The sequence below is a fragment of the Streptomyces sp. NBC_01363 genome, assembly GCF_026340595.1.
In the GTDB taxonomy this organism is placed as follows: Bacteria; Actinomycetota; Actinomycetes; order Streptomycetales; family Streptomycetaceae; genus Streptomyces.
On record NZ_JAPEPF010000002.1, the window covers coordinates 1,335,084 to 1,359,655 of the forward strand.

Below are 24,572 nucleotides of genomic sequence, written 5' to 3' on the forward strand. Positions count from 1 at the left end.
CGCCGACGCGGTGTCACTGGCCGCCGCACGGCAGGAGGACCATGACCGCCAACGAGGACACTCTTCCCCTGCACCGGCTGACGTTCGCCGCCCCCGGCCCGCCCCAGCACACAACACTGCCCGACGGCAGCCCCGCCTGGCACTTCACCCGCTACGACGACGTCCGCCAGGTGCTGGCCGACGACCGGTTCACCCGAGCCCTGCTGCCCACGAAAGCCGCCTCGCCCCTCACCGACACCCCCGACGCCATGGCCAAGCAGGACGGCACCGGACATCTGCGACTGCGCCACACCGCCAAAGGCGCCTTCACCCCTCGCGCGATCGGCCGCGTGATGCCCATGGTCGCCGAGACGGTCGACCGGTTCATCGCCGACCTCGCCGATCACGGCCCACCAGCAGACCTCGTCGACCAGTACACCCGCCCCCTGCCCATCGCCGTCATGAACAAGTTGTTGGGCATCCACGACCTGGACGACGCCCGGCTGGTGCGCTGGACCGAACTCGCCTTCCCCGAACCTTCGGTTCCCGAAGGCGAAACCGCCGAGGCCGCACGCGAGTTCACCGAATTCGCCACCCGCCTCATGGCCGAACGCCGACGCACCCCCGGCCCGGACCTGATCACCACCCTCGTACAGACCGCCGACCGCGAAGGCGGCATCCCCGAACCCCAACTCGTCAACTTCGTCACCACCCTCGCGGTCGCCGGCTACGACACCACCGTGACCATGCTGGGCAACGCGCTCCTCTACCTCCTGGACGAACGCTCGCGGGACTGGACCCGCCTGGCCTCCGACGAAGACGAAGCAGCCGCCGGGGCACTGGCCGACCGCCTGGCACACCTGATCCCGCTCAACGACCCCGCGAAACGATTCAACCCGCTGCGCGCCACCGAGGACCTGGAGATCGGTGGGGCAGCCATCCGGGCCGGAGACCTCGTCACCCTCGACCGCGGCGCGGCCAACCGCGATCCTGCGGCCTTCCCCGGCGACCCCTTCGCCGACCTGTTCGCCCCACTGGAACACCCCACCCTCGCCTTCGGCGGAGGACAGCACTACTGCCTGGGTGTCGCCCTGGCCCGCACGGAACTCCGTCTCGCCCTGCACCGACTGGCCACTCGGCTTCCCGACCTCCGCCTGACCGTGCCGGTCGACTCCGTCGAGTGGCACACGAGTGCTCTCACCCGAAGCCCCCGGCACCTGCCCGCGACCTGGTAGCTCCCAGCTGCTCGACGCCTGCGATACCTGACCCCACCAGGCGACACCAACCGGGAACCCCGCCCGGTGAACCGCCGGAGCACCGGACGATCGCGTCCGCGTCCGACTCGCCACGGAGGGAAGAGCAGGACGCCCCGCCGCGGCTCTGAGCGGTACGGCGGCGAGGGGGAAGCACCGTGTTGTTCGGACGTATGCGTACGGCCGTGACCGCTGCCGTGGCGCTGACGGTTGCCGGTACGTGCATGGGGCGGCTCAGGCCGATCCGGCCTGGCTCGAGTTGAAGGTCGCACAGGGCCGGCGGCCACTGCTGCCGGTGCCACGTGCGAGGCCAACTCGGAGGTTCACAACCGGAGCTGGGCCTGCCTGACCATGCAGGCAACGGTTCGGGTACCTTGTCGACCAGCTGAACCCGGCGCTCCGTCGACCTGGGATGTACGGGGGCGAGACGGCCCTTCGGATCCTGTTTGATCAGCTGTTGTTCGTAGAGCGTCGGCCCGAGGCGTTCGCTCAGCAGCAGCGGGCCTGGGAAGGCCGCGGGGCCTGGTCCGGCCGCAGATGTGACGGGGCCTTCCGAGACCTCGTCCCTGGGGGCGAGTACGGCGCGCCGGCCGCCACGGCTGCCCTTCGGACACTACGAGACGAGAACCGAAATGACTGAGCAGACAGAGCTCGAGACCCAGATCCGCAGCGGCGTACCGCACTCGGCCCGCGTGTGGAACTACTGGATCGGAGGCAAGGACCACTACCCGGTCGACCAGGAACTGGGAGACCAGGTCATCGCGAGCTACCCCCAGACCCGGGACCTCGCCCGTGCGTCACGGGCCTTCCAGGCGCGAGCGGTGCGGTACCTGGCCGACGAAGCGGGAATCACCCAGTTTCTCGACATCGGAACCGGGCTCCCCGTCCAGAACAGCACCCACGAGGTCGCCCAGAGCATCCAGCCGAAGGCACGCATTGTCTACGTCGACAACGACCCGCTGGTCCTGACGCACGCCCGCGCCCTGCTGACAAGCGCGTCGGACGGGGTGACGGACTACGTACATGCGGACATGCTGGAAGCCGAGCGAGTACTCCAGGAAGCGTCCCGAACCCTGGATATGACACAGCCCGTGGCCGTCCTGGTGCTGTCCACGCTGGGACACGTCGAACCCCGGGCCGGTATCGACCTCATGCGCCGATACATGGCGGGCACGGTGACAGGCAGCTACCTGGTCCTCTGCGACACGGTCGCCACCCCCCAGACACTGGCAGCCCAGGAAGCCTATGCGGCCGGAGACACTCCGCCCTACCTGGTGCGCCGGCCCGAGGAGATCCTCGCGAGTGCCGACGGGATGGAACTGGTCGAACCGGGATTCGGGTCCATCTCCCTGTGGCGTGCGAGCTTGAGCGAAGATGGTGCTGAGCCCGTCGATCAGTGGGGGTTCGTCGCCCGCAAGTGATGTGCGGCCCTTGCACACCCGCGGGCCACGGCCGAGGCCCTGGACCGGCCGTGGCCCGACGAACCGACCTCCGCAGTTCGGCGAGAGGATGCGGCGTCTTCGGCCGGCACAACGACCTCTGCCGTGTCCGCAACCAGTGGCTCGTCTCGCATCGTTGGTCAGCTGCTTCCGCCCGGACAACGAGCGCCGCGAACTGTTCGCCGAAGTCACCTGGAGCGCATTGCGCGGCATGGCTGTCCTCTCCGACAGCAGCCGCATCCCCCGGGACGGCCAGGAGGAAGGGCTCGATTTCCTCGTCACTCAGATCGCCGGCACCCCAGCGGGCTGACCACGCGACAAAGGGCGATCGAAGGGCCAAGGACCTGAGCCGAGCCACTCGCTGCTCGTTTCGGAATGAGGTTCGAAAACGTGGCAAGCCGGTGATGCTGCAGGCGAGTTGGAGCAGGGCGAGGCGGAGGTCGGCGGCGCGTGTCTCGTAGCGGATGTGGAGTCGTTCGAACTGGTGGAGCCAGGCGAAGAACGGTGCGCGTCGGCAACTGATGCTCCAGCCAGTACTCCGGAATGTCCACCGCGATCGTCAGCAACGGCACACCGGCCAGGTCCTCAAGCGTCACCGTGTCCCTTCCGGCCAGGGGATGCCCGGTGGCCACTGCCAGCACCCTGTCCTCGGCGAGGAGCGTCGGTCCGCCGGTCAAGTCGTCCTCGTGCACCGGGAAATCCGTCAGCTGGAGGTCGAAGTCACCTCTCCGCAGCATTCCGTACGGATCGGCGAGCGGCACTTCGCATACCTCGACGGCGAGTTAGGGATGGATGGTGCGCAGCTTCTGCCGGACTCCCTCGATGCCGCGTGCCGACATCGAGTACGCGACCATGGTCCCTGTCGACCGTCGGTGCCGCCCGTGCGCTCGGGTGCTGCTCCGCCGGAGCAGCACCCCGCGCCCCTGGCCGTCCTGGACCTCGGGTGTCACGCCTCCCGCACGCTGACGGCGGCCCGGTGATGGCGGGGCGCCTCGATCTCGTCGATCAGTGCGATCGCCAGGTCCGCGTACGTAATCCGGCTGGCCGGGTCGCCATGCTCGGCGATCCGGTAACGGCCGGTGCGCGTGCCCTCATGGTCGAAGTCGCCCGCCGGGGCCACGTACGCCCAGTCCAGGTCACACCTCCGCAGCTCGTCGAGGCCCGCCGCGTGGCCGAGGGAGAAGGAGCGGTACTCGTCGGGGTAGCCCGGCTCGTCCATCAGCGGTGCGCCGGACGCACCGGGCATGACCGATGAGAGCCCGACCACCACGAGGCGGTGCACGCCCGCTTCGGCCAGGCCGGTGGTCAGGGCGCGGGACGACGCGGTGAAGAACTCGTGTGGTGGCACGGACAGGTCCGCGGCGGCGCTGATGGCGGCGTCATGCGCGGCGGCCACATGCTCGATGCTCGCCGTGTCCGTGACGTCGCCCGCCACCACCCGCACGTCGGTCAGATCGCTGTGGCCCGCAGGGTCGCGCACCACCGCGGTGACCTGGTGTCCGCGTCGGCGCGCCTCCGCGACAGCCTGCCGCCCGGCCCGGCCGCCGGCGCCGAAGACCACGATGTTCATGACGAACCGCCTCTCACGAGGGCCGGAGCCCGTGCACCCCGGCCAGTTGTCGGAGGCTATCGAGGGCCTCGGTTACCACTGGGATACCGGCTAGGGTGAGGCCATGAGGGAACCGCTGCCCGCCGACATGTTCGACGAACTGTGCCCGTCCTCGCTCAATCCGATCCGATTCGGCGACAAGTGGGCAGCGCTCATCATCTGCTGTCTTGAGCACGGGCCGCGCCGGTTCTCCGAGCTGCGCGTGCCGCTGAGCCGCGTCACCCCCAAGGTCCTGACCCAGTCGCTGCGGTCCCTCGAACGAGATGGTCTGGTCAAGCGCACCGTCTACGCCGAGGCCACCCCGCATGTCGAGTACGAACTGACGCCGCTGGGCCGCAGCATGCTCGAACCGCTGGCGGTTGCTTGCGCCTGGGCGGAGAAGCACTGGGACGAACTACTCGACGCCCGGGAGTCGTACGACAACGCCACCCGCCTCGACCGCGCCGGATGACGAGGTGGCCAGGAGCTTCGTAGCGATGTGGATCGGCGGGCCGCCGTTGACCGTCGCTCTCGAAGCCCTCCCGGGGGAACAAGGGCGCCGCGGATGACCTTCTGCTTCCTGCCGGTTTTGCCACCGTCGTGGCCTGGGCGGAGCGCCGCTACGGCACCGGACGACCGCTTGTCATAGCGGCATCCGGTCACGTAGGCATTTGTAATGCCGGTCGGTCAATTTCTGGTGGGCTGTGAGCTTCGCCCCGCACGATTACTCCAAACGGGTGGCACGGCGACCCGGGGGTTGTGGCATATGCCGGGATGTTGGGTTACTGAAGGTATCCAACCAATGGGCAGCAGTACCGCTCGGGGCGCGTGGTGCCGGGGTGGGTCGTCGCCCTTCACACGTGGGGAGGGTGCAGGTCCGCCGGGATCACGATGGGCACCCCGGGGGGTTGGATCGCCAGTCGGTGCCGCTTGCGCGGTGCCGGCTGGCTTGTTTTGTGTGTCAGACGGAGGCCGATAGCGTACGCCGGTGGTACGCAGGTGCTCGCAGTGGCGCGCTTTGCCATCCAGGTCCTGTGATTGACGCCTTGTCAGGCGGTGGCTCTCTGTGGAGTACTTGAGGCAGCGAACCGGTGGGCCGCCCATCCCATGACCGGGGAACACGATAAAGGGCGGTGTCTGCCGGTTCTTCCTTTGTGCACCTACGAGGGAACTCCGTCGACCCGACGGCACGGTTCAGCCGCCCGCTTTCCCGCAAGGGTCTTCGCGAAGGTTGGCCCGGCGGCCCCCGGTTCCGCAGTCCTCTGTCCCGTCCTGTCAGCAAGGAGTCTCTCCATGCCCATCTCTCCGAACCAGGGATCCACCGGCGGTGGCACGCTGGTGACCATCACCGGTACGAATCTGTCCGGCACCACCGCCGTCACCTTCGGCGCCAAGCCGGCCACCAACGTCACCAACGTCTCACCGACCCAGGTCACGGCCATATCGCCCTCGGGCACCGGCCCCGTCGGGGTGACCGTGACCACCGCGGGCGGCACGAGCAATCCGGTTCAGTTCTTCTACGTCGGAGCCCCGTTCAAGTCCTCGCTCGGGCCGACCTCCGGTCCCCTGGCGGGCGGCAACACAGTCACGATCAACGGTGTCGGGCTGGCGACAGCCACCAGTGTGTCTTTCGGTGCCAACGCCGCCACGCCGACGGTCGTCTCCGACACCCAGCTCACCGTCGCCGTGCCGGCGGGCGCAGCGGCGGGCCCCGTCGGAGTGAGCGTGACCACCGCGGGCGGGACGAACAACGGTCTGTCCTACACCTACGTGGACGCCCCCACTGTGACCACCGTCACGCCGGCCTCCGGGGCGACGTCCGGCGGTACGGGTGTGACCATCACCGGCACCAACCTCGGCACCACCGAGTCGGTCACCTTCGGCGGCAACCCGGCACCGTTCTCCGTGGTGAGCTCCACCACGGTCTCGGCGGTGACCCCGCCCGGCGCTGCCGGTGCGGTCGACGTGGTGGTGACCAACCTGGCCGGATCCGACACGGCCGCCGGCGCGTTCACCTACGTCGCGGCTCCCGGCGTCTGACCCCCACCCACGCTGCCGCCCGGCCTTCACCGGGCGGCAGCGTGCCTTGACCGCCACTTCCGTCGACGCCCCAGATACGGCGGTTCTCCCCAGCCCGAAGCGGTATCCGCGTCACCCGGGCTTCGCCCAGGCTGCCATAGGAGCATCCTCATGCCGCCCACGATCAGTACCATCAATCCCTCGCAAGGGCCCACCACCGGGGGTACCACCGTCACCCTCACCGGTACCGGGATGACAGGGTCCACCGCCGTACGGTTCGGCAGTACCAACGCCACCTCTTTCACCGTCAACTCGGCCACCCAGATCACGGCTGTGAGCCCGCCCCACGCCGCGGGTGCGGCGGCGGTGACCGTCGTCCATCCGACCGGCAACAGCAATTCGGTGACGTTCACCTATGTCGTGGCGCAGGTGCCGGTGGTTACCGGGGTGGCGCCCAGCAGCGGTCCGGCGTCGGGCGGCACCAGTGTCACTCTGACGGGAACCGGGTTCACCGGGGCCACGGCGGTCACCTTCGGCGGGATCCCGGCGACGTCGTTCATAGTGAACTCGGCCACCCAGATCACCGCCGTGACGCCCGCCGGAAGTGCCGGGGCCGCCGTGGTGACCGTCACGACGCCAGGGGGCGTCAGTGCCCTGGACACATTCTTCTTCTACGCCGCGCCTCCCGTCCTCAACAGTGCCGTCCCCGCCCAGGGGCCGACGGCCGGTGGCGTGGTGGTCACACTGACCGGGAGCAATCTGCTCAACGCCGGTGCCGTCCGCTTCGGCGCCACCGACGCCACCTCCTTCGCCGTGGTGTCGGCGACACAGATCACGGCCACCTCCCCGCCTGGAACGGGTAATTCACCGATCACGGTGATCACCCCGGGTGGCACGAGCAACCCTGTTGCCTTCACCTATGTCGCCGTGCCCACCCTGACGGCGCTGCTGCCCAGCAGCGGTCCGACCTCCGCAGGCACCGTGGTCACCCTCACCGGCACGAACCTGGCCACCGCCTCGACCGTCACCTTCGGGGGTACGGCCGTCTCATTCACCGTCGCATCGGGCACACAGATCACAGCGGTCGCACCCGCGGGCCCCGCAGGCCCGGTCACTGTGACCGTCACCACGGCGGGCGGCACCAGCCCCGGGCTGACCTACACCCGGGTTGTCGCGCCCGGCATCTGACACTCGGGTGTCGGGGAAAAGCGCCGTGAACAACTCATACAGCCCCTTGTTTGATCCCCACTCAGCTGCCCGACAGTTGGTCCAGGCTGCTGATCCAACCAGGTTACTTGTAGGCTCCGCTTCCCTGGAAGGCAATAGAGATCGCCATAGCGTGATGCCGCACGGCGCCCGCGCCCTGCGGGCCCGGCGACAGAACAGGGAGCCGAACCGGTGAGCATCACACAACACAGAGGGAAGCTGGTCGTCGCCACGGCCCTGGCCGCAGTACTGGGGCTGGCCTCGCCCGCCTGGGCCGTATCGTCGAGCACCACGGTGACGGCCACTCCGCAGACCGCCGAGGTGGGCACCGCGGTGCAACTGCAGGCCACGGTCGACTGTCCTGCCGACCCCACCGGCGGGCTCGGCATGACCTTCTTCGACGGCAGCGACGAGCTCGACACCGTGCCCGTGAACGCCAACGGCCAGGCCAGCTACACCACCACATTCACCACCGTCGGCGCGCACACCATCACCGCCGCCTACAACGGCAACGCGGACTGCGACGCCTCCCACAACACCACGACCGCCCAGGCCACGCCCGCCTCGAATCCGCCCGGTCCGCCTCCCGGCTTCTGTCTTCTCGCCTGCGGTGGACTGATCAACTTCTCCGCCGGCGACATCACCAACAACGTCAACATTTCCGGGCACGGGCATGGGTCCCGGAATCAGCAGCACCTGCGCTAGTGTCCTGCACCTGAAATTGCTGCTGTAAGTCTGTAGGCTGTTTTCATGTCGCATCGGGGTCCGCGTGCTGTCGAGGTCGTGCTGTCTGGGGAGGAGCGCGCCGAGTTGTCGCGTTGGGCGGGTGGTGGGGCGGGATCTCGTCCGGCCGAGCGCGCGCGGATCGTCCTGTCGTGTGCGGATGGTGCGTCAAGTGCCCAGGTGGCGGCCGACTTGGGCGTGAACGTCGCGACGGTGCGCAAGTGGCGCTCCCGGTTCGCGGCTCACCGGCTGGCGGGCCTGGCCGACGAGCCACGGCCGGGCCGGCGCAAGCCGGACCTGGTCCTCACCGAGGCCGAGCATGCACAGTTGACGCGCTGGGCGCGGCGGGCGAAGACCGCGCAGTTCCTGGCGCTGCGCGCGAAGATCGTGCTGCGCTGCGCGGAGGGCGGGACGAACAAGCAGGTCGCCACCGAACTCGGCATCGCGCAGGCGACGGTCAACCGCTGGCGGTCGCGGTTCATCGCGGGTCGTCTGGACGGGCTCGCGGACGAGCCGCGCCCGGGCCGGCCGCCCTCGATCCTGCTTGACCGGGTCGAGGACGTGGTCGTCGCGACGCTGGAGTCCACTCCGGGGGAGGACACCCACTGGTCGCGCGCCTCGATGGCGAAGCGCACCGGATTGTCGAAGTCCACCATCGGGCGGATCTGGAAGAAGTTCGACCTCAAGCCGCACCTGCAGGATGCGTTCAAGCTGTCCACCGACCCGCAGTTCGTCGATAAGGTCGTCGACGTCGTCGGCCTCTACCACAACCCGCCCGAGAAGGCGGTGGTGTTGTGTGTCGATGAGAAGAGCCAAATCCAGGCGCTGGACCGGTCCCAGCCAGTGCTGCCGATGATGCCGGGCATGCCCGAGCGCCGCACCCACGACTACCTGCGCCACGGCATCACCAGCCTGTTCGCCGCGTTCAACATCGCCGACGGCACCGTCATCGGCGAACTCCACCGCCGCCACCGGGCAATCGAGTTCAAGAAGTTCCTGGTCACGATAGACAAGGCCGTACCGCGTGAACTCGACGTGCACCTGGTGTGTGACAACTACGCCACCCACAACACCCCCGAGATCAAGGCATGGCTGGGTCGGCATCCCCGCTTCCACGTCCACTTCACCCCGACCGGATCCTCCTGGATCAACCAGGTCGAGCGATGGTTCGGCCTGCTGACCGACAAGCTCATCCGCCGCGGCGTCCACACCTCTGTCAAAGCCCTCGAGAGCGACATCAAGGCGTGGATCGCCACCTGGAACGAGAATCCCAGGCCGTTCACCTGGACCAAGACCGCCGACGAGATCCTCAACTCCCTCGCCGACTACCTCACCAGGATCACCCCACCAGACACTGAAAACCATCAGTAAACTTAAGGCCGAGATTTCAGGTGCAGGACACTAGTAGGGCTTGGTCAGGTGTACGCGCTGGTGGCGTGTCTTGGTGGCCGTGGGCGCGTTGATGGTGTGTGACACCTGGGGAGATGGATCAGGTCCGGAAGGACCTGGAGGCGTTCACGGTGGAGATGTTCGAGGCGTTCACGCGCGCGGATCAGCACCGCTGGGGGCAGGCGTATGTGCGTGGGCTGCTGCTGGACGGGCGGCGTAAGTCGGTGGAGCCAATGGCCGCTCGGCTGGGCGAGGACGGCAATCGGCAGGCCTTGGCGCATTTCGTCACCTCCAGTCCGTGGAGCCCCGCCCAGGTGCGGGCCCGGCTGGCCTGGCGGATGCACGAGGCCATCGCCCCGACCGCGTTGATCGTCGACGACACCGGTTTCCTGAAGGACGGTGACGCCTCGGCGTGTGTATCGCGCCAGTACACCGGCACAGCGGGCAAGGTCACCAACTGCCAGGTCGGGGACTCGGTGCACCTGGCCCGACGACCACGCCTCGACGCCGGCGAACTGGCGGTTGTTCCTGCCCAAGTCCTGGGACCCGGCCTCGCCGCAGGCCGACCCACTCAAAGTGGCCCGCCGCGAACGGTGCGGCATTCCCGCCGACCTGGGCCACGTGGAGAAATGGCAACTCGCGCTGGACATGATCGATGAGACCCAGTCCTGGGGAGTCGATGTCCCACTGGTGCTGGCGGACGCCGGCTACGGCGACGCGGTTGCGTTCCGCTTGGGCCTGAACCAGCGCGGTCTGCACTACGTGGTCGGCATCTCCACCACGCCCACCGCCCACCCGGCCGCCGCCAGTCCGGTCACCCCGCCCTGCAGCGGCATCGGACGGCGGCCGGTCGCCAGGTATCCGGACCCGGCCCGCAGCGTGAAGGCGCTGACCATCGAGGCGGGTCGTGGTTCGGCCAAGCCGGTGTCCTGGCGCGAGGGCTCGCGCCCGGGCAAGGGCCGCACCGGCTTGAAGCGCATGTATTCGCGGTTCGTCGCCCTGCGGATCCGCCCGGCAGGACGCGAGATCCGTGATGCTGCCGAAGGTGTTGAACTGGCCGAGTGCTGGCTGCTGGCCGAGTGGCCCGCCAAAGAGGCCGAGCCCGTGCAGTTCTGGCTCTGCGACCTGCCCGCCGACACCCCGCTGACCACCCTGGTCCGTCTGGCCAAGCTCCGCTGGAGAGTCGAGCACGACTACCGCGAGATGAAACAGGCCCTGGGACTTGCCCACTTCGAGGGACGCACCTTCAACGGCTGGCACCACCACGTCACCACAGATGGTTCCGGCCTGGGCGAGCCCAGTTGGGTCGTCGAGCGCACCTTCGCCTGGCTCCATCAGTTCAAGACGACTCCGCATCTCGTGGCGGTGGACGGAGCGGTCGCCGCCCGCATCGCGGTTGACGACGAGCAGGCACTCGGAATTGCCCGGCAGTCAGGGGCGGGCATGCTGGCGGGCATTCGGTCTCGGCACTACGGCGGTCCTGACGGAGTGGGCGGGACGGCGTTACCCTGCGCGGACGATCCTGCACTGGAGGTGCGCATGCGACGTTCCGTTGCGCGGAATGTGTCGTTGTCGGCCGTTCTCGCCGCTGTCGTCACGATCGGGGCCGCTGCCCCGTCCTCGTCCGCGCCACCGTCGGCGGCACCGCCCAAGTCACCTGTCGCGGTGGGCTACGGAGGGGCGGTGGCCAGTGTCGACGCAGATGCCTCAGCCGCCGGTATCGAGGTGCTCCGCAAGGGCGGCAACGCGGTGGACGCCGCGGTGGCGACCGCGGCGGCGCTCGGTGTGACCGAGCCCTACTCGGCAGGCCTCGGCGGAGGCGGCTACTTCGTCTACTACGACGCCAAGAGGCACACCGTGGAGACGATCGACGGCCGGGAGACCGCGCCGCGCAGCGCGGACTCCTCGCTGTTCCTGGAGAACGGCAAGCCGCTCGCCTTCGACGCGGCCGTGACCAGCGGACTCGCCGTGGGCACCCCGGGTACCCCGGCGACCTGGGACACCGCGCTCGACACCTGGGGAAGCAAGTCGCTGCGGCAGGTGCTGAAACCGGCCGAGCGGCTGGCCAGGGACGGCTTCGTCGTCGACAGCACCTTCCGCTCGCAGACCGAGGGCAACCAGGCCAGGTTCGCCGACTTCCCGGCGACCAGTAAGCTCTTCCTGCCCGGCGGCCAACTGCCGGTGGTCGGCTCCGTGTTCAAGAATCCCGACCTGGCGCGCACCTACGAACAGGTGGGCCGCAAGGGCGTCGACGAGCTGTACCGGGGCGAGCTGGCCGACGACGTCGTACGGACCGTGCGCAACCCGCCCGTCGACCCGAAGTCCACCCGGGTGGTGCGGCCCGGGGATCTCACCGCGAAGGACCTGCGGTCCTATCGGGCGCTGCGGCAGGCCCCGACGAAGACCGGCTACCGGGGCCTCGACGTGTACGGCATGGCACCCTCCTCGTCCGGTGGCACCAGCGTCGGTGAGGCGCTCAACATCCTTGAGTCCACGGACCTTTCGCAGGCGAGCGAGGCGCGGTACCTGCACCGCTACATCGAGGCGAGCCGGATCGCGTTCGCGGACCGCGGGCGGTGGGTGGGCGACCCTGCGTTCGAGGACGTGCCGACGCGGGAACTGCTCAGTCAGCGGTTCGCCGATGCGCGGGAGTGCCTGATCAAGGACGACGCGGTGCTGACCAGCCCGCTCGCACCGGGCGACCCGAGGCACCCGGCGGACTGCAAGGCCGGTGGAAAGGCCGCCCCGACGACGTACGAGGGGGAGAACACCACCCATCTGACCGCGGCCGACAAGTGGGGCAACGTCGTCGCGTACACCTTGACGATCGAGCAGACCGGTGGCAGCGGCATCACCGTGCCGGGGCGGGGCTTCCTGCTCAACAACGAGCTGACGGACTTCTCGTTCGCGCCCGCCGACCCCGCGGTCCACGACCCGAATCTGCCCGGCCCGGGCAAGCGCCCGCGTTCGTCCATCTCGCCGACGATCGTGCTGAAGCACGGCGAGCCGGTGCTGGCCTTGGGGTCGCCCGGTGGTGCCACGATCATCACCACCGTCCTCCAGTCGCTCATCGGCACGGTCGACCGGGGGCTCCCGCTGGTCGACGCCATCGCGGCACCGCGCGCCAGCCAGCGCAACTCGGCGACGACGGAGCTCGAACCGGAGCTGTGGAACAGTCCGGTCCGGGCGGAACTGGAGTCGCTGGGACATGTCTTCAAGCTCAACCCCGAGATCGGGGCGGCGACGGGTGTGCAGCGGCTGCCGGACGGACGGTGGCTGGCCGCGGCGGAGAAGGTGCGCCGGGGCGGGGGATCGGCGATGGTCGTGAAGCCGAGCGGACGCCCGTGACGGCCGGCGGCCGTTGGCTGAGCAAGAAGTGACGATGCGTCAATAATGTTCCATGCGGGGCTGGTTCCTTGTCTTCATTCATGAGGAACCAGCCCCGTGGTCTTGACGGAGGCAGCCGCCCGGGGCCATGTTGAGCGCGTCGGTAAGGAAAGTTTCCTAATGGAAGGGCACCCCCACTGTGCGTACTCGAACGCTCGCCCTCGCTGCCGCCTCCGGCGCCGCCCTGCTCGCGGCCGTCACTCTGACCCCGGCGGCCCACGCCGACCCGGCCCGGGGCGCGGACCCCGCTCCTGCGGGTCGGTCCGGGGCAGACCTCAAGGAGGGTTCCGTCAGCGCGGCCGATCTGCTGGCCAAGGTCACCTCGTGTTCGCAGATATCCAACGGCAAGTACCGTACGGACGAGGAGACTTCGGCGACCATTCCGGTCTGCGGCAAGAACGGTGCCGTGTTCTGGAAGGCCGACATGGACATCGACTGCGACGGCGAGATCACCACCGCCTGCAACAAGGACACCGACCCGTGGTTCCAGAACGACACGGCGTTCCCCACCTCCGCCGGAAAGCCGCTGAACGCCGAGAAGCTGCCGTACGTCGTCGTGCCGAGTGTCAGCAGCATCTGGAACTACGGCGATGCCGGCATCAAGGGCGGTGGCGTCGTCGCCGTCATCTACAACAACCAGGTCGAGTACGCGGTCGTCGGTGACACCGGCCCCAACAAGATCATCGGTGAGGCCTCGTACGCCACCGCCAAGGCCCTCGGCATCGACCCGGACCCGGAGACCGGCGGCGCGGAGTCCGGCGTCACCTACATCCTGTTCAAGAACTCCAAGGTGTCGCCGATCGAGAGCCACAGTGCCGCCGTCACCGCCGGTGACGCCCTCGCCAAGCAGTTCATCCAGAACAACTAGGGCCGGACGGGCTCCAGGGTCCGGGGTGTCACAGCGCGGTCAGGATGCGCGGGCCGTCGTCGGTGATCGCCACGGTGTGCTCGGCGTGTGCGGCGCGGCTGCCGTCGGACGTGCGCAGTGTCCAGCCGTCCCGGTCCGGATGGAAGGCGTCCTTGCCGCTGCCGATCAGCATCGGCTCGATCGCCAGCACCATTCCGTGCCGCAACGGCATGCCGCGACCCGGTCGTCCCTCGTTGGGGACGGCCGGGTCCTCGTGCATCGAGCGGCCCACGCCGTGGCCCCCGAACCCCTCCGGAATGCCGTATCCCGCGCTGCGGCAGACCGTGCCGATCGCATGCGCGATGTCGCCGATCCGATTGCCGACGACCGCCGCCGCGATGCCCGCCTCCAGTGCTTCGAAGGCCGTCTCGACGAGCCGGGTGTCGGCGGGCCGGGCGCGCCCGACGGTGAAACTGATCGCCGAGTCGCCGGCCCAGCCGCCCAGCGTCGCGCCCGCGTCGATGCTCACCAGATCGCCGTCGCGCAGTCGCTGGTCGGTGGGGATGCCGTGCACGATCGCGTCGTTGACCGACGCGCAGATGACGGCGGGGAAGGGGGTGGGCGCGAAATGCGGCCGGTAGTTCAGGAACGGTGACCCGGCGCCCGCGTCACGCAGGACCCCGCGGGCCACCTCGTCCAGTTCGTGCAAGGAGACGCCGACCGCCGCCGCTTCCCGTACGGCGGTCAGGAGCTGCGCGACGACCCGGCCGGTCTCGCGCATCGCTTCGATGGATGTGTCTGTCTTGAGTTGCACCATGCCAATTACTATACCGGTCGAAGCGGTATTAGAATGACGGCATGGTACGAACGCCCCTGACCCCGGAAGAGCGCCGCCGCGGCGAACGCCTCGGCGTGCTGCTGCGCGAGGCGCGCGGCGGACGCAGCATGGTCGAGATCGCGGCGAGCGCCGGAATCTCCGCCGAGACGCTGCGCAAGATCGAGACGGGACGCGCTCCCACTCCTGCCTTCTTCACGGTCGCGGCGCTGGCCGGGGCGCTCGGGCTCTCGATGGACGAGATCCTCGCCCGCTGTGCCCCGGAGCCGGACGTGGTGCCGCTGGCGGGGTAGGTCCCTGGCGGTCCGGGGTGGGGCGCTCGGGCGGTGGTGCGGTGCGGCCTTCGCGCTTCGGCGGCATCGCGCCCGAAAAGCGTGCGTAGCCGCGTCGTAACACGGCTGATGTCGAATGCCTGCGGGCTGGAAGGCTCCGGTCGATGTCGGCGAGGGCGAAGATGACAGAGCATCAATGTGCTGGGGAAGTACGGGAGTTCACGCAATACCTTCGGGATGTCGTGGCGCTGCTGGACCCCGGGAGCGGCTGGTACGGAATCTTCTGCCGGCGTGATCCTGCCGGGATGCGCGCCTGTCTCGACGGCACCGAGATTCCGCCCTGGGATGTGATGGAGTCGCTCCTCCAGGACCTGGCGGCCAGGCGTGGCACGGCGTTCGCGCAGCACGAGTCGGTACGGGGTGCCGAGCTGTACTCCGCCTCGGTGGCCGCCCACGACCGGCGCGCGGGTGGGCGGCAGATGCTCGTCGAGCGGCTGGAGCTGATGCTGCGGGAGCAGACGCACGCGGCCCGGCGGCTCCGGGCTGCCGGTGCGGGCGGCACGGCCCCGGACCTGGAGGTGGTCGCCTGGGCCCGGGACGACCACGAACGCGCCACGGCCCGCTGCTCGGAGCTGCGCGCACGGCTGGCCGCGATATCGGCGCCGAAGGGCTGGTTCCGCACGGAGGAGCCGGGCCGGGCCGGGGAGGCCGAACCGGTGCACGGGGACCCGTCCGATGCTGAGGGGGCGGCGCGGGTGGAGGCGGCCGCACCTGAGCGCGGCCCGGAGGTCACGCTCCCGGCTCCCCGGCCACCCGCAGCCAGGCGCGGGAAGCCACGCGGTGCCCGGTTCGCGGGGCTCGACGCGGATGACACGGACGGCGTCCCGGCCGTGACCGCTCCCGTCCTGCCCGTCCCGCCGGCCACGGCCGGCGTGCCACGCGGAGCCCGCTTCGCCGCCGCCCCGGCCGATGACGCATCCGCGGCCCCCGCCCGCGCCGCCGCCCCGGACCCCGAGGCCCGCCGGGCCGCCACGGCGGTCGTCGAGCGGCTGATCCGGCTGCGGGCCGGGGGCCGCAGCGGCGAGGCGCATGTCGTGCTGTGCGAGGCGGCCGGCCGGCCCGCCGATCGGCTGCCGGTACTCGCCGTCGAGCTGCACCGTGCGGGCCTCGACGCCGACTGGGCGACCCTGCTGTGGGAGGTGTCCTCGCTGCCGCCCACCGAACTGGCCGCGGCCGCCGCCGCGTTGAGTGCCGCGGGGCGCCCCGACGACTGCGCGCAGCTGCTGCGCCAGAGTGTGGCGAGGCCGGCCGGGGAGATCGCCGATGCGGTGGTGGCCCTGGAGCGGGCGGGGCACGGGGCGCAGGCGCAGGCGTTGCTGGGCGCCTTCATCCGGGTACGGACTCCGCAGGACGCGGCTCGGGTCGCGGCGGGTGATCCGCCCCGTCTCGTACCGCGACTGCTGGCCGCGGCCCGAGCGGTGTCGCCGGCCAGGGAGCGGGATGTCGTCCACGCACTGCGGGTGGCGGGCATCGCGAACCCGGCCTGATCCGGAACGAAGGACCCCGGCCGCACTTCGCCACTCGCGGCGGCTACGTGAAGCACTCCAGGATCAGCGGCAGGTCCTCCAGCCACTCCCGCAGACGGGCACGCCTGCGCGCGGCGAGCAGGCACCGGTGGGTGGTGCCGTCGTGGAGGCGGACGGTGACCTGGAGGTGCTTGGGGCCCTCGGCCGCGTACTCGACGGCGCTGATCCCGGCCCAGGCGAACTCCATGTCCCCGGCCGCCGAGTGGAGCGCGACGCCCGAGGCGTCGATCAGGAGCGAACTCTCCGGAGTCACCGCCACGAAGGCGAGGTCGCCGTCGTCCGACGCGTTGCCCACGGGGGCGTGTTCGGTCGGGGCCTGGTGCCACGGGACGGCGTCGGACGGTGCGTAGGAAGGTGGCGGGGGTACCGCAACCGTGGGGGAGTGCGTCACGGTGTCCGGCACGAAGAGGTCCAACAGGGCCTCCGGTGTGGGCCGTTGGTCCGGGTCCTTGGCCAGGCACGACTCCAGGACCGGCCGCAGGCCGTCCGGCACCGCGGTCAGATCCGGCGGCTCGTGCACCGACCGGTACATCAGGCCCATCGGCGTGCCCGCCCCGAACGCGCTGCCGCCCGCCGCCGCGACGAGCACGGCACCCAGGGCGAACACGTCCGCGGCGCCGCTCACTTCCTGCCCCTGAGCCTGCTCGGGTGCCAGGAACCCCGGCGTTCCGAAGGCCACACCGGTGGCCGTCAGACGAGTCGACTCCAGCGCCCGCGCGATACCGAAGTCCAGCACCCGCGGGCCGTCCGAGGCCATGATGATGTTTCCGGGCTTCAGGTCACGGTGCACCAGGCCGCAGCCGTGGATCGCCGCCAGTGCCTCGGCGAGCGCCGCGCCCAGCTGCCGCAGCCGCGCCTCGTCCATCGGCCCCTCGGCCTCCAGCAACGCGGCGAGCGTGGGCCCGGGAACGTACGCCGTGGCCAGCCAGGGCGCCGCGGCAGCCGGGTCCGCGTCCACCACCGGGGCTGTGTGGAAGCCGCCCACGCTGCGCGCGGCCGCGACCTCGGCGCGGAACCGGTCCCGGAAGTGCGGGTCGGACGCGAGCTCCGAGCGCGCCACCTTCACGGCCACCGCGCGCCCGCCGCGGGAACGCGCCAGATAGACGGTGCCCATCCCGCCGGCCCCCAACTCGCGCTCCACGGCGTACCCGCCGATGCGCTCCGGCAAGCCGGTAACGTCCGCCCCGTACCCCATGCGCTGTATGCCTCCCCCTGTGCTCCGGCGCCCAGTATGACTCAGGCACACGCTCTGCCGGGCACAGGTCCGGGACGGGCCGCGTACGTCGATCCCGCCCGGATTACCTCCAATTCCTGATCGGGCTGGGTATTCGACAGGGGCCGCTCTCAAGGCACTTCGGCCCCGTCGGCCTGCTCGACGCGATCGGGCCGCATCAGCCGTTCCTTTCCCGGCGGCGGGGGGTAGAACCGCCGGGCCCAGCGCCGGAACGGGCCGATCGGGCCGTCGCCGGGAGCGAGCCGGGGCGGTTGCTGGTACTGCTTGTGATGCCAGATCGGGAAGTCCGCAGCGGTGAACTCGCAACTGGACCGGAAGACGGCGCGGTCCAACAGCCTGGCCGCGGTCCGGCTCACCGCACGGGCGAGCGGGGCCGGCAGCCGGGCCGGCTCGGCGAAGGCGATGCGGTTGAGCTGCCGGAACTGCATTCGGTTGGGTGCGATGGCCGTCGGCATCACCATCGTGCACATCCGCAGCCCCAGCCGGGGCGTGTGCACGTCGGCGTGCAGACAGCCGAGTCCGTAGCCGTCCACCTCCACGTCGACGACGAAGCTGCCCAGGAGCGGCGCCGACTCGTGGGCCCGCATGGACACGTGGAACGCGGCGTCGTCATAGACCACGGGCCCGCCGATCTCGGCCCTGTCCCAGCCGTGCAGGGTGGCGAAGTGCCCGAGGTCCACCGAGTTCTCGATGACCTCCTGGACATTGCCGGCCAATTCCCAGGCCGCGTACAGCGCAGGCCGGTGACCGATCTCGTGCCAGTCGGGAACGAACCAGTCCGGAGCCCGGCCGTCGTGGTGCCGCCAGACGAACACGGCGCCATTGACCTCGTGCACCGGCAGCTGCGACAACGGCGACCTCGGGGGCGTCGTGTCATATCCCGTACGCACACACGTGCCGTCCGGGCCGAACGCGAAGAAGTGGAAGGGGCAGACGAGATCGTCCCCGTCGACCTTCGCCAGACCGAGATGGGCGCCCAGATGCGGGCAGTACGGACGGATGGCGCGGACCGCTCCCGTGCCGAGCCGGTACAGCACCACGTCCTGACCCGCGAGCGGCCGGGTGAGCACGGTGCCCGGCCGTAGCTCTTCGGAGAACGCCAGTGCGGACCAGCCGCTCGGATAGGGAAGGGCGGGCGCGCCCGCAGCATCGGCCGGTGTCGGCCCCTCGCTGATGGCGCGCCCGTACTCGCGTGAATGTCCCACCACTGCCCCTTCCGGATTCGATCGCCTGGAGACTGCCCAGACCGTTCCGGGATCCTCCTGAAATGCCGCACATCACTCGAACGGGAAACAGTGGGGAGGGAGTTGACGGAGTGGTCAGTGTGCCCGCTGCTCGTACCCCACCAGCCTGACGCAGACGGCGAGCCCCGCGATGGCCTGCTCCAGCTCCGCGAGCCCCGGGTAGCTGGGCGCGATCCGGATGACCGCGTCGCGCGGGTCGTCGCCGTACGGGTGCGTGGCACCGGCCGGGGTCAGCACGATGCCCGCCTCGGCGGAACGGCGTACGACCTCCTTGGCGCAGCCGTCCGGCACCTCCAGGGTGACGAAGTACCCGCCCTTGGGCGAGGTCCAGGTCGCGAGCCCGGTGCCGCCGAGCTCGGCGTCCAGGATCCGGGCCACCACCTCGAACTTGGGCTGGAGCAGGGCGCGCTGGCGCTCCATGTGGCCCCGCACCCCGTCGGCGTCGCGCAGGAACAGGACGTGCCGCAGCTGGTTCACCTTGTCCGGGCCGATCGAGCGCATGGCGTTGTTGCCGAGCAGCCACTGGAGGTTCGCGGGCGACGAGCCGAAGAACGCGACGCCCGCGCCCGCCGTGGTGATCTTCGAGGTGGAACCGAACACGAACGCCCGGTCCGGGTTTCCGGCCCCGGCACAGGCGGCGAGCAGATCGGCGATCTCGACGGGCTCGTCGGTGAGGTGGTGGGCGGCGTAGGCGTTGTCCCAGAAGATCCGGAAGTCGGGAGCGGCGGTGTTCATCGAGGCGAGGCGGGCCACGGTCGCGTCGCTGTAGCAGGCGCCGTCCGGGTTGCTGTACTTCGGCACGCACCAGATGCCCTTGATCGCCGGGTCCTCGGCGGCGAGCCGTTCCACGACCTCCATGTCCGGGCCCTCGGCCGTCATCGGCACCGGGATCATGTCGATCCCGAAGTGCTCGCAGAGCGCGAAGTGCCGGTCGTAGCCGGGCACGGGACACAGGAACGCGATGCGTTCCTGATCCACCCAGCGCGACTCGGCGCCCGGCAGCACGCTCAGCAGGGCGTGCACCAGGCAGTCGTGCATCAGCTCAAGGCTGGAGTTCCCCGCCGCGAGCAGTTGTTCGGCCGGCACCTGGAGCACCCCGGCGAATATCTCCCGGAGCTCGGGCAGCCCCTGCAGCCCTCCGTAGTTGCGTACGTCCGTGCCGTCGGCGGAGGTGTGCCGTCCGCCCGGCAGACTCAGCAGGTCCTCGGAGAGGTCGAGCTGCTCGGGGGCCGGCTTGCCCCGGGTGAGGTCGAGCGAGAGTCCGAGTCCCGCCAGGTCCTGGTAGTCCTGACGGGCCCGGTCGAGGAGTCCGGACAGGGCGTCGGGGCTCAGCTCGGTGGTCATGGTGTTTCCTCTCGCAGGTGCCGCTCGGACGGGGGCGCCTGCCGAGAATACAAACCGGCGCACGGGGGCCATGGCCCGGGAGGCAGGAGCCGTCCTCTCCGGGGTGGAAAGACGATGGACGTGTGGACCGCACGGGTGCGAAACATGATCGACTCCGCCGGTTCACGGCGATGGTCTTGCCCCGCTGTGTGACGGGGCTTACGTTCTCCTCTACGCACGTGTCTACGGGCGTAGAAATGCGTTGAGGCTCTCTGACGCCGCGTCGAAGGAGCAGCTCATGTCCCAAGTCGTTCGCGCCGCACTCGTCCAGGCGACCTGGACCGGCGACACCGAATCCATGATCGCCAAGCATGAGGAGCATGCGCGCGAGGCCGCCCGTCGGGGCGCGAAGATCATCGGCTTCCAGGAGGTGTTCAACGCTCCCTACTTCTGCCAGGTGCAGGAACCCGAGCACTACCGCTGGGCCGAGGCCGTTCCGGACGGGCCGACCGTCCGCAGGATGCAGGAACTCGCCCGCGAGACCGGCATGGTGATCGTCGTGCCGGTCTTCGAGGTCGAGCAGTCCGGCTTCTACTACAACACCGCCGCCGTGATCGACGCCGACGGCTCCTATCTGGGCAAGTACCGCAAGCACCACATCCCGCAGGTCAAGGGGTTCTGGGAGAAGTACTACTTCAAGCCCGGAAACGTCGGCTGGCCGGTCTTCGACACCGCCGTCGGCAAGGTCGGCGTCTATATCTGCTACGACCGGCACTTCCCCGAGGGGTGGCGTCAACTCGGACTCAACGGCGCCCAGTTGGTGTACAACCCGTCCGCCACCTCGCGCGGCCTCTCCAGCTACCTCTGGCAGCTGGAACAGCCCGCGTCCGCCGTCGCCAACGAGTACTTCGTCGCCGCGATCAACCGCGTCGGCCAGGAGGAGTACGGCGACAACGACTTCTACGGAACCAGCTACTTCGTCGACCCGCGTGGCCAGTTCGTCGGTGAGGTCGCCAGCGACAAGGAGGAGGAACTCGTCGTCCGCGACCTCGACTTCGGCCTCATCGACGAGGTCAGGCAGCAGTGGGCGTTCTACCGGGACCGCCGCCCCGACGCGTACGAAGGACTGGTCGAGCCGTGAGCAGCCTGCACCATCGCCATCTCGCCGTCAGCCCCGACTGGCTGGCGCTCTACTACAAGCACCCACTGGAGATCACGCACGGCGAGGGCCGGCACGTCTGGGACGCCGACGGCAGGCGCTATCTCGACTTCTTCGGCGGCATCCTCACCACCATGACCGCCCACGCCCTGCCCGAGGTGACCAAGGCGGTCGGCGAGCAGGCCGGCCGGATCATCCACACCTCCACGCTCTACCTCAACCGGCCGATGATCGAGCTGGCCGAACGCGTCGCCACGCTCTCCGGCATCCCGGACGCCCGGGTCTTCTTCACCACCTCCGGCACCGAGGCCAACGACACGGCACTGCTGCTCGCCACCGCGTACCGCAGGTCGAACCAGATCCTCGCGATGCGCAACAGCTACCACGGCAGATCGTTCTCCGCGGTCTCCATCACCGGCAACAACGCCTGGTCACCGACCAGCCTGTCGCCGTTGCAGACGCTGTACGTGCACGGCGGCGTCCGTACCCGGGGGCCGTACGCGCACCTCGGTGACGCGGAGTTCATCCAGGCGTGTGTCGCCGATCTGGAGGACCTGCTCGGGCACACCCGGGCACCGGCCGCCCTGATCGCCGAACCCATCCAGGGCGTCGGCGGATTCACCTCACCGCCCGACGGCCTCTACGCGGCGTTCCGCCGGGTCCTGGACCGGCACGGCGTCCTGTGGATCTCCGACGAGGTGCAGACCGGCTGGGGGCGCTCCGGCGAGCACTTCTGGGGCTGGCAGGCACACGGCGAGAACGGGCCGCCGGACATCCTCACCTTCGCCAAGGGCATCGGGAACGGTATGTCGATCGGCGGTGTCGTGGCCCGCGCCGACGTCATGAACTGCCTCGATGCCAACTCCATTTCGACGTTCGGCGGCTCCCCGGTCACCATGGCGGCCGGTCTCGCCAACCTCTCCTACCTCCTCGAACACGACCTGCAGGGCAACGCCCGGCGCGTCGGCGGTCTGCTGATCGAGCGGCTGCGCGCGATCGGCGCGGGTTTCGAGTGCGTACGCGAAGTGCGCGGCCGGGGCCTGATGATCGGCATCGAGCTGGTGAAGCCCGGCACCGACGAGGCGAACCCGGAAGCGGCCGCGGCGGTACTCGAAGCGGCCCGCGAGGGCGGTCTGCTCATCGGCAAGGGCGGCGGCCACAACACCAGCGTGCTGCGGATCGCACCACCGCTCACCCTGACCATCCCGGAGGCGGAGGAGGGCGCGAAGATCCTGGCCGAGGCCCTCCGCTCGGTGGAATGAGCGACGGGGGTGCGGGCGGCGACCCGGTCGGCGGCTGTGTAGCTTGGCCGCCGTCGCACCCCCGGATCCGCTCAGGAGCACCACCATGTCCGAGAACACCCTGCCTCTCCCGTCCACCGCCCGGCCGGGTGCGTCGGCGGCCGACGCCGACGCCGTATGGGCCGTCCTCACCGCGATGTACGAGGCGTACGACGCGGGCGACCGTGCCGGGATCGACCGGGCACTCGATCCCGGGGCGACCGTCTGGGACTCCGCCGCCGATCCGCTCCTGCTCGGCAAGGCCGACCTCGACCGGATCCGCGACGCCCGCCCGGCGGCGGGTGAGGGGCCGCAGGAGACCGGCCTCACCGCGTACGACCGCACCATCGACGTCTTCGGCGACATCGCCGTCCTGAGGTTCTGGCTCCGGGTCGACTTCGCCCCCGCCCCGGACGGCCTCCCGCACCGTTCCGAGCTCATCCGGAACACCGTGATCCTGCACCGGGCCGGGGCGTCCTGGCGGATCGTCCACCTCCACGAGGACGTGCGGCAGCCGGCCCCGTCGGCTGACCCCGGTCGCTGCGCACGGCCGGACCCTGTACACCGTGCGCAGCGCACAGCCGGTCGCCGCGCCCCGCCGATAGCGTCACGCCATTCCCCTGAGAAAGCCGGGAGGCGACATGACTTACCGGGTGGCCATGGACATCGGTGGCACATTCACCGATGTCGTCGCGTACGACGAGACGCGCGGCACCTTCGAAGCGGCGAAGACCCCCACCACGCCGGGAGACCTCGCCGAGGGCGTCTTCTCCTCGCTGGGCCGGGCGGTCGACGACCCCGCCGACATCTCCTTCTTCGTCCACGGCACCACCCAGGGCCTCAACGCCCTGCTGGAACGCAAGGGCGCCCGCGTCCTGCTGCTCGCCTCGGCCGGGCTGCGCGACGTCTACCCGATCGCCCGCGGCAACCGGGACCGCATGTTCGACCTGCACTACCGCAAGCCCGTGCCGCTCGTGGACCGGTACGCCACCGCCGAGGCGGGCGGCCGCTTCGACTCGCGATCATCAGCCTGCCACGCAGCAGCTCCACCGGGCGTCCGGTCCGCTCGGGGGCGACGACGGCGAAGCGGGTGCCCTCCGGGACATCGACGCCCAGCCTGCGCAGCACGGCAGCGGCGTCGTCGTCGTGCCGGTTCTGCGCGGCCAGCCAGTACGGGGACTCCGGAACCCAGGCGCGGATCGCGAAGACCCAGAGCCCGGCCAGGGCGGAGGCGATGGCCACCACATGCCAGCCGAGGCCCGCCAGCAACTGCGTCACGCCGACCGCGGCCAGCACCCCGATCGGCCAGCCGATCGACAGATAGACCGCGGCCCGGCCACGCATCCGGGACGGCAGCAGCTCCAGGAAGTGCGGGAAGGTGACCGTGTAGATCCCGGCCAGTGCCAGACCCGACAACACCCGGGTGACCAGCAGGACCGTGAAGTTCGGGGAGAAGGCGGAGGCCAGCGCGACGACTCCGTAGGCGGACAGGCTCCACAGACACACCGCGCGCCGGCCGATCCGGTCCGAGACCGGACCCCAGACCAGCGCACCGGGGATCATGCCGGGTGCGACGGCGGACAGCACCCAGCCGATCCGGCCGGTGTCGATGGAGAACGCGTCGCCGAGATCGCCGGAGACATAGACGAGGGCGAGCTGCTCCCACGACTCGATGACGAAGGCCATGAACAGGGCCAGCGCCGCCAGGACATGGGCGCGTCCGAACGGCATGGCCTCGAAGGAGGAACCGATGGGCCGCAGGCCCGCGGTTCCGCCCGGCCCCGTCTCCAGGGGTTCTCCGGTTGCACC

The 24,572-nt window shown here is 70.0% G+C and carries 19 protein-coding genes and 7 pseudogenes; 18 read left to right on the forward strand and 8 right to left on the reverse strand.

The window, feature by feature from the left end:
* Positions 1-41: 41 nt before the first annotated feature.
* The 3 genes from OG611_RS33825 (at position 42) to OG611_RS33835 (ending at position 2,981) form a co-directional block, all read left to right on the forward strand.
* Entirely contained in the window at positions 42-1,214 is a 1,173-nt protein-coding gene (locus OG611_RS33825) for a cytochrome P450 (RefSeq protein WP_266429014.1), read from the forward strand.
* 650 nt (positions 1,215-1,864) lie between these two features.
* On the forward strand, positions 1,865-2,653 hold the full coding sequence (locus OG611_RS33830) for an SAM-dependent methyltransferase (RefSeq protein WP_266429017.1): 789 nt from the start codon (positions 1,865-1,867) through the stop codon (positions 2,651-2,653).
* 154 nt (positions 2,654-2,807) lie between these two features.
* Positions 2,808-2,981, forward strand: a complete 174-nt coding sequence (locus tag OG611_RS33835) for a hypothetical protein (RefSeq protein ID WP_266429020.1) — start codon at positions 2,808-2,810, stop codon at positions 2,979-2,981.
* A 93-nt stretch (positions 2,982-3,074) separates the two neighbouring features.
* Here the strand turns inward: OG611_RS33835 and OG611_RS33840 are convergent.
* The 3 genes and pseudogenes from OG611_RS33840 to OG611_RS33850 form a co-directional block, all read right to left on the reverse strand.
* A pseudogene (locus OG611_RS33840) lies at positions 3,075-3,170 on the reverse strand (IS5/IS1182 family transposase); the annotation flags it as partial.
* A gap of 52 nt (positions 3,171-3,222) precedes the next feature.
* A pseudogene (locus OG611_RS33845) lies at positions 3,223-3,438 on the reverse strand (LysR substrate-binding domain-containing protein); the annotation flags it as partial.
* Positions 3,439-3,617: 179 nt separating this feature from the next.
* Positions 3,618-4,241 carry an NAD(P)-dependent oxidoreductase gene (locus tag OG611_RS33850; RefSeq protein WP_266429023.1) on the reverse strand — a complete coding sequence of 208 codons (624 nt, stop codon included), beginning with the start codon at positions 4,239-4,241 and terminating at the stop codon, positions 3,618-3,620.
* A 103-nt stretch (positions 4,242-4,344) separates the two neighbouring features.
* Here OG611_RS33850 and OG611_RS33855 point away from each other — a divergent pair, with 103 nt between their 5' ends.
* The 9 genes and pseudogenes from OG611_RS33855 (at position 4,345) to OG611_RS33890 (ending at position 13,851) form a co-directional block, all read left to right on the forward strand.
* The gene (locus tag OG611_RS33855) at positions 4,345-4,731 is read left to right on the forward strand and encodes a helix-turn-helix domain-containing protein (protein ID WP_266429025.1); all 387 of its coding nucleotides are present in this window, start codon (positions 4,345-4,347) and stop codon (positions 4,729-4,731) included.
* Positions 4,732-5,552: 821 nt separating this feature from the next.
* Positions 5,553-6,299, forward strand: coding sequence for an IPT/TIG domain-containing protein (locus tag OG611_RS33860; RefSeq protein ID WP_266429027.1), 747 nt, complete (start codon positions 5,553-5,555; stop codon positions 6,297-6,299).
* A 150-nt stretch (positions 6,300-6,449) separates the two neighbouring features.
* Positions 6,450-7,466 carry an IPT/TIG domain-containing protein gene (locus OG611_RS33865; protein WP_266429030.1) on the forward strand — a complete coding sequence of 339 codons (1,017 nt, stop codon included), beginning with the start codon at positions 6,450-6,452 and terminating at the stop codon, positions 7,464-7,466.
* A 210-nt stretch (positions 7,467-7,676) separates the two neighbouring features.
* Positions 7,677-8,189, forward strand: a complete 513-nt coding sequence (locus OG611_RS33870; RefSeq protein ID WP_266429033.1) for an Ig-like domain-containing protein — start codon at positions 7,677-7,679, stop codon at positions 8,187-8,189.
* Between the two features lie 45 nt (positions 8,190-8,234).
* Positions 8,235-9,578 (forward strand): IS630 family transposase, encoded by a 1,344-nt coding sequence (locus OG611_RS33875; RefSeq protein ID WP_266424281.1) that lies wholly within the window; start codon positions 8,235-8,237, stop codon positions 9,576-9,578.
* Positions 9,579-9,733: 155 nt separating this feature from the next.
* Positions 9,734-10,000: pseudogene (locus tag OG611_RS40775) on the forward strand (transposase); the annotation flags it as partial.
* Positions 10,001-10,010: 10 nt separating this feature from the next.
* Positions 10,011-10,799: pseudogene (locus OG611_RS33880) on the forward strand (transposase); the annotation flags it as partial.
* 336 nt (positions 10,800-11,135) lie between these two features.
* The gene (gene ggt, locus OG611_RS33885; protein ID WP_266431373.1) at positions 11,136-12,944 is read left to right on the forward strand and encodes a gamma-glutamyltransferase; all 1,809 of its coding nucleotides are present in this window, start codon (positions 11,136-11,138) and stop codon (positions 12,942-12,944) included.
* Between the two features lie 178 nt (positions 12,945-13,122).
* On the forward strand, positions 13,123-13,851 hold the full coding sequence (locus OG611_RS33890) for a glycoside hydrolase family 75 protein (RefSeq protein ID WP_266429036.1): 729 nt from the start codon (positions 13,123-13,125) through the stop codon (positions 13,849-13,851).
* A 28-nt stretch (positions 13,852-13,879) separates the two neighbouring features.
* Here the strand turns inward: OG611_RS33890 and map are convergent, their stop codons facing one another.
* Positions 13,880-14,647, reverse strand: a complete 768-nt coding sequence (gene map, locus OG611_RS33895; RefSeq protein ID WP_266429039.1) for a type I methionyl aminopeptidase — start codon at positions 14,645-14,647, stop codon at positions 13,880-13,882.
* A 41-nt stretch (positions 14,648-14,688) separates the two neighbouring features.
* Between map and OG611_RS33900 the strand changes: the two genes are divergently transcribed.
* Both OG611_RS33900 and OG611_RS33905 read left to right on the forward strand, forming a co-directional pair.
* Positions 14,689-14,958 carry a helix-turn-helix domain-containing protein gene (locus OG611_RS33900; protein ID WP_266429042.1) on the forward strand — a complete coding sequence of 90 codons (270 nt, stop codon included), beginning with the start codon at positions 14,689-14,691 and terminating at the stop codon, positions 14,956-14,958.
* 161 nt (positions 14,959-15,119) lie between these two features.
* The gene (locus OG611_RS33905) at positions 15,120-16,484 is read left to right on the forward strand and encodes a hypothetical protein (RefSeq protein WP_266429044.1); all 1,365 of its coding nucleotides are present in this window, start codon (positions 15,120-15,122) and stop codon (positions 16,482-16,484) included.
* A 43-nt stretch (positions 16,485-16,527) separates the two neighbouring features.
* Here OG611_RS33905 and OG611_RS33910 read toward each other — a convergent pair whose 3' ends face one another.
* From OG611_RS33910 to OG611_RS33920, 3 genes are all read right to left on the reverse strand, one after another.
* On the reverse strand, positions 16,528-17,718 hold the full coding sequence (locus tag OG611_RS33910; RefSeq protein WP_266429047.1) for a serine/threonine-protein kinase: 1,191 nt from the start codon (positions 17,716-17,718) through the stop codon (positions 16,528-16,530).
* A gap of 149 nt (positions 17,719-17,867) precedes the next feature.
* Entirely contained in the window at positions 17,868-18,962 is a 1,095-nt protein-coding gene (locus OG611_RS33915; RefSeq protein WP_266429050.1) for a Rieske 2Fe-2S domain-containing protein, read from the reverse strand.
* A gap of 114 nt (positions 18,963-19,076) precedes the next feature.
* On the reverse strand, positions 19,077-20,345 hold the full coding sequence (locus OG611_RS33920) for an aminotransferase class I/II-fold pyridoxal phosphate-dependent enzyme (RefSeq protein ID WP_266429053.1): 1,269 nt from the start codon (positions 20,343-20,345) through the stop codon (positions 19,077-19,079).
* A gap of 277 nt (positions 20,346-20,622) precedes the next feature.
* Between OG611_RS33920 and OG611_RS33925 the strand changes: the two genes are divergently transcribed.
* The 4 genes and pseudogenes from OG611_RS33925 to OG611_RS33940 all read left to right on the forward strand — a co-directional run.
* Entirely contained in the window at positions 20,623-21,465 is an 843-nt protein-coding gene (locus OG611_RS33925) for a nitrilase-related carbon-nitrogen hydrolase (RefSeq protein WP_266429056.1), read from the forward strand.
* Positions 21,462-22,745, forward strand: a complete 1,284-nt coding sequence (locus OG611_RS33930; protein ID WP_266429058.1) for an aspartate aminotransferase family protein — start codon at positions 21,462-21,464, stop codon at positions 22,743-22,745. The genes OG611_RS33925 and OG611_RS33930 overlap by 4 nt, the downstream gene beginning before the upstream one ends.
* 85 nt (positions 22,746-22,830) lie before the next feature.
* A pseudogene (locus tag OG611_RS33935) lies at positions 22,831-23,250 on the forward strand (nuclear transport factor 2 family protein); the annotation flags it as partial.
* 172 nt (positions 23,251-23,422) lie between these two features.
* Positions 23,423-23,725 (forward strand): annotated as a pseudogene (locus OG611_RS33940) (hydantoinase/oxoprolinase N-terminal domain-containing protein); the annotation flags it as partial.
* Between the two features lie 163 nt (positions 23,726-23,888).
* Here the strand turns inward: OG611_RS33940 and OG611_RS33945 are convergent.
* A pseudogene (locus OG611_RS33945) lies at positions 23,889-24,494 on the reverse strand (MFS transporter); the annotation flags it as partial.
* Positions 24,495-24,572 lie beyond the last annotated feature (78 nt).

Excerpts from the sequence above, each read along its gene's own strand:
- OG611_RS33825 (WP_266429014.1), top strand. The coding sequence starts at position 42 with ATGACCGCCAACGAGGACACTCTTCCCCTGCACCGGCTGACGTTCGCC.
- OG611_RS33830 (WP_266429017.1), top strand. The coding sequence starts at position 1,865 with ATGACTGAGCAGACAGAGCTCGAGACCCAGATCCGCAGCGGCGTACCG.
- OG611_RS33850 (WP_266429023.1), bottom strand. The coding sequence starts at position 4,241 with ATGAACATCGTGGTCTTCGGCGCCGGCGGCCGGGCCGGGCGGCAGGCT.
- OG611_RS33855 (WP_266429025.1), top strand. The coding sequence starts at position 4,345 with ATGAGGGAACCGCTGCCCGCCGACATGTTCGACGAACTGTGCCCGTCC.
- OG611_RS33860 (WP_266429027.1), top strand. The coding sequence starts at position 5,553 with ATGCCCATCTCTCCGAACCAGGGATCCACCGGCGGTGGCACGCTGGTG.
- OG611_RS33865 (WP_266429030.1), top strand. The coding sequence starts at position 6,450 with ATGCCGCCCACGATCAGTACCATCAATCCCTCGCAAGGGCCCACCACC.
- OG611_RS33875 (WP_266424281.1), top strand. The coding sequence starts at position 8,235 with ATGTCGCATCGGGGTCCGCGTGCTGTCGAGGTCGTGCTGTCTGGGGAG.
- ggt (WP_266431373.1), top strand. The coding sequence starts at position 11,136 with ATGCGACGTTCCGTTGCGCGGAATGTGTCGTTGTCGGCCGTTCTCGCC.
- map (WP_266429039.1), bottom strand. The coding sequence starts at position 14,647 with ATGGTGCAACTCAAGACAGACACATCCATCGAAGCGATGCGCGAGACC.
- OG611_RS33900 (WP_266429042.1), top strand. The coding sequence starts at position 14,689 with ATGGTACGAACGCCCCTGACCCCGGAAGAGCGCCGCCGCGGCGAACGC.
- OG611_RS33905 (WP_266429044.1), top strand. The coding sequence starts at position 15,120 with ATGACAGAGCATCAATGTGCTGGGGAAGTACGGGAGTTCACGCAATAC.
- OG611_RS33910 (WP_266429047.1), bottom strand. The coding sequence starts at position 17,718 with ATGGGGTACGGGGCGGACGTTACCGGCTTGCCGGAGCGCATCGGCGGG.
- OG611_RS33920 (WP_266429053.1), bottom strand. The coding sequence starts at position 20,345 with ATGACCACCGAGCTGAGCCCCGACGCCCTGTCCGGACTCCTCGACCGG.
- OG611_RS33925 (WP_266429056.1), top strand. The coding sequence starts at position 20,623 with ATGTCCCAAGTCGTTCGCGCCGCACTCGTCCAGGCGACCTGGACCGGC.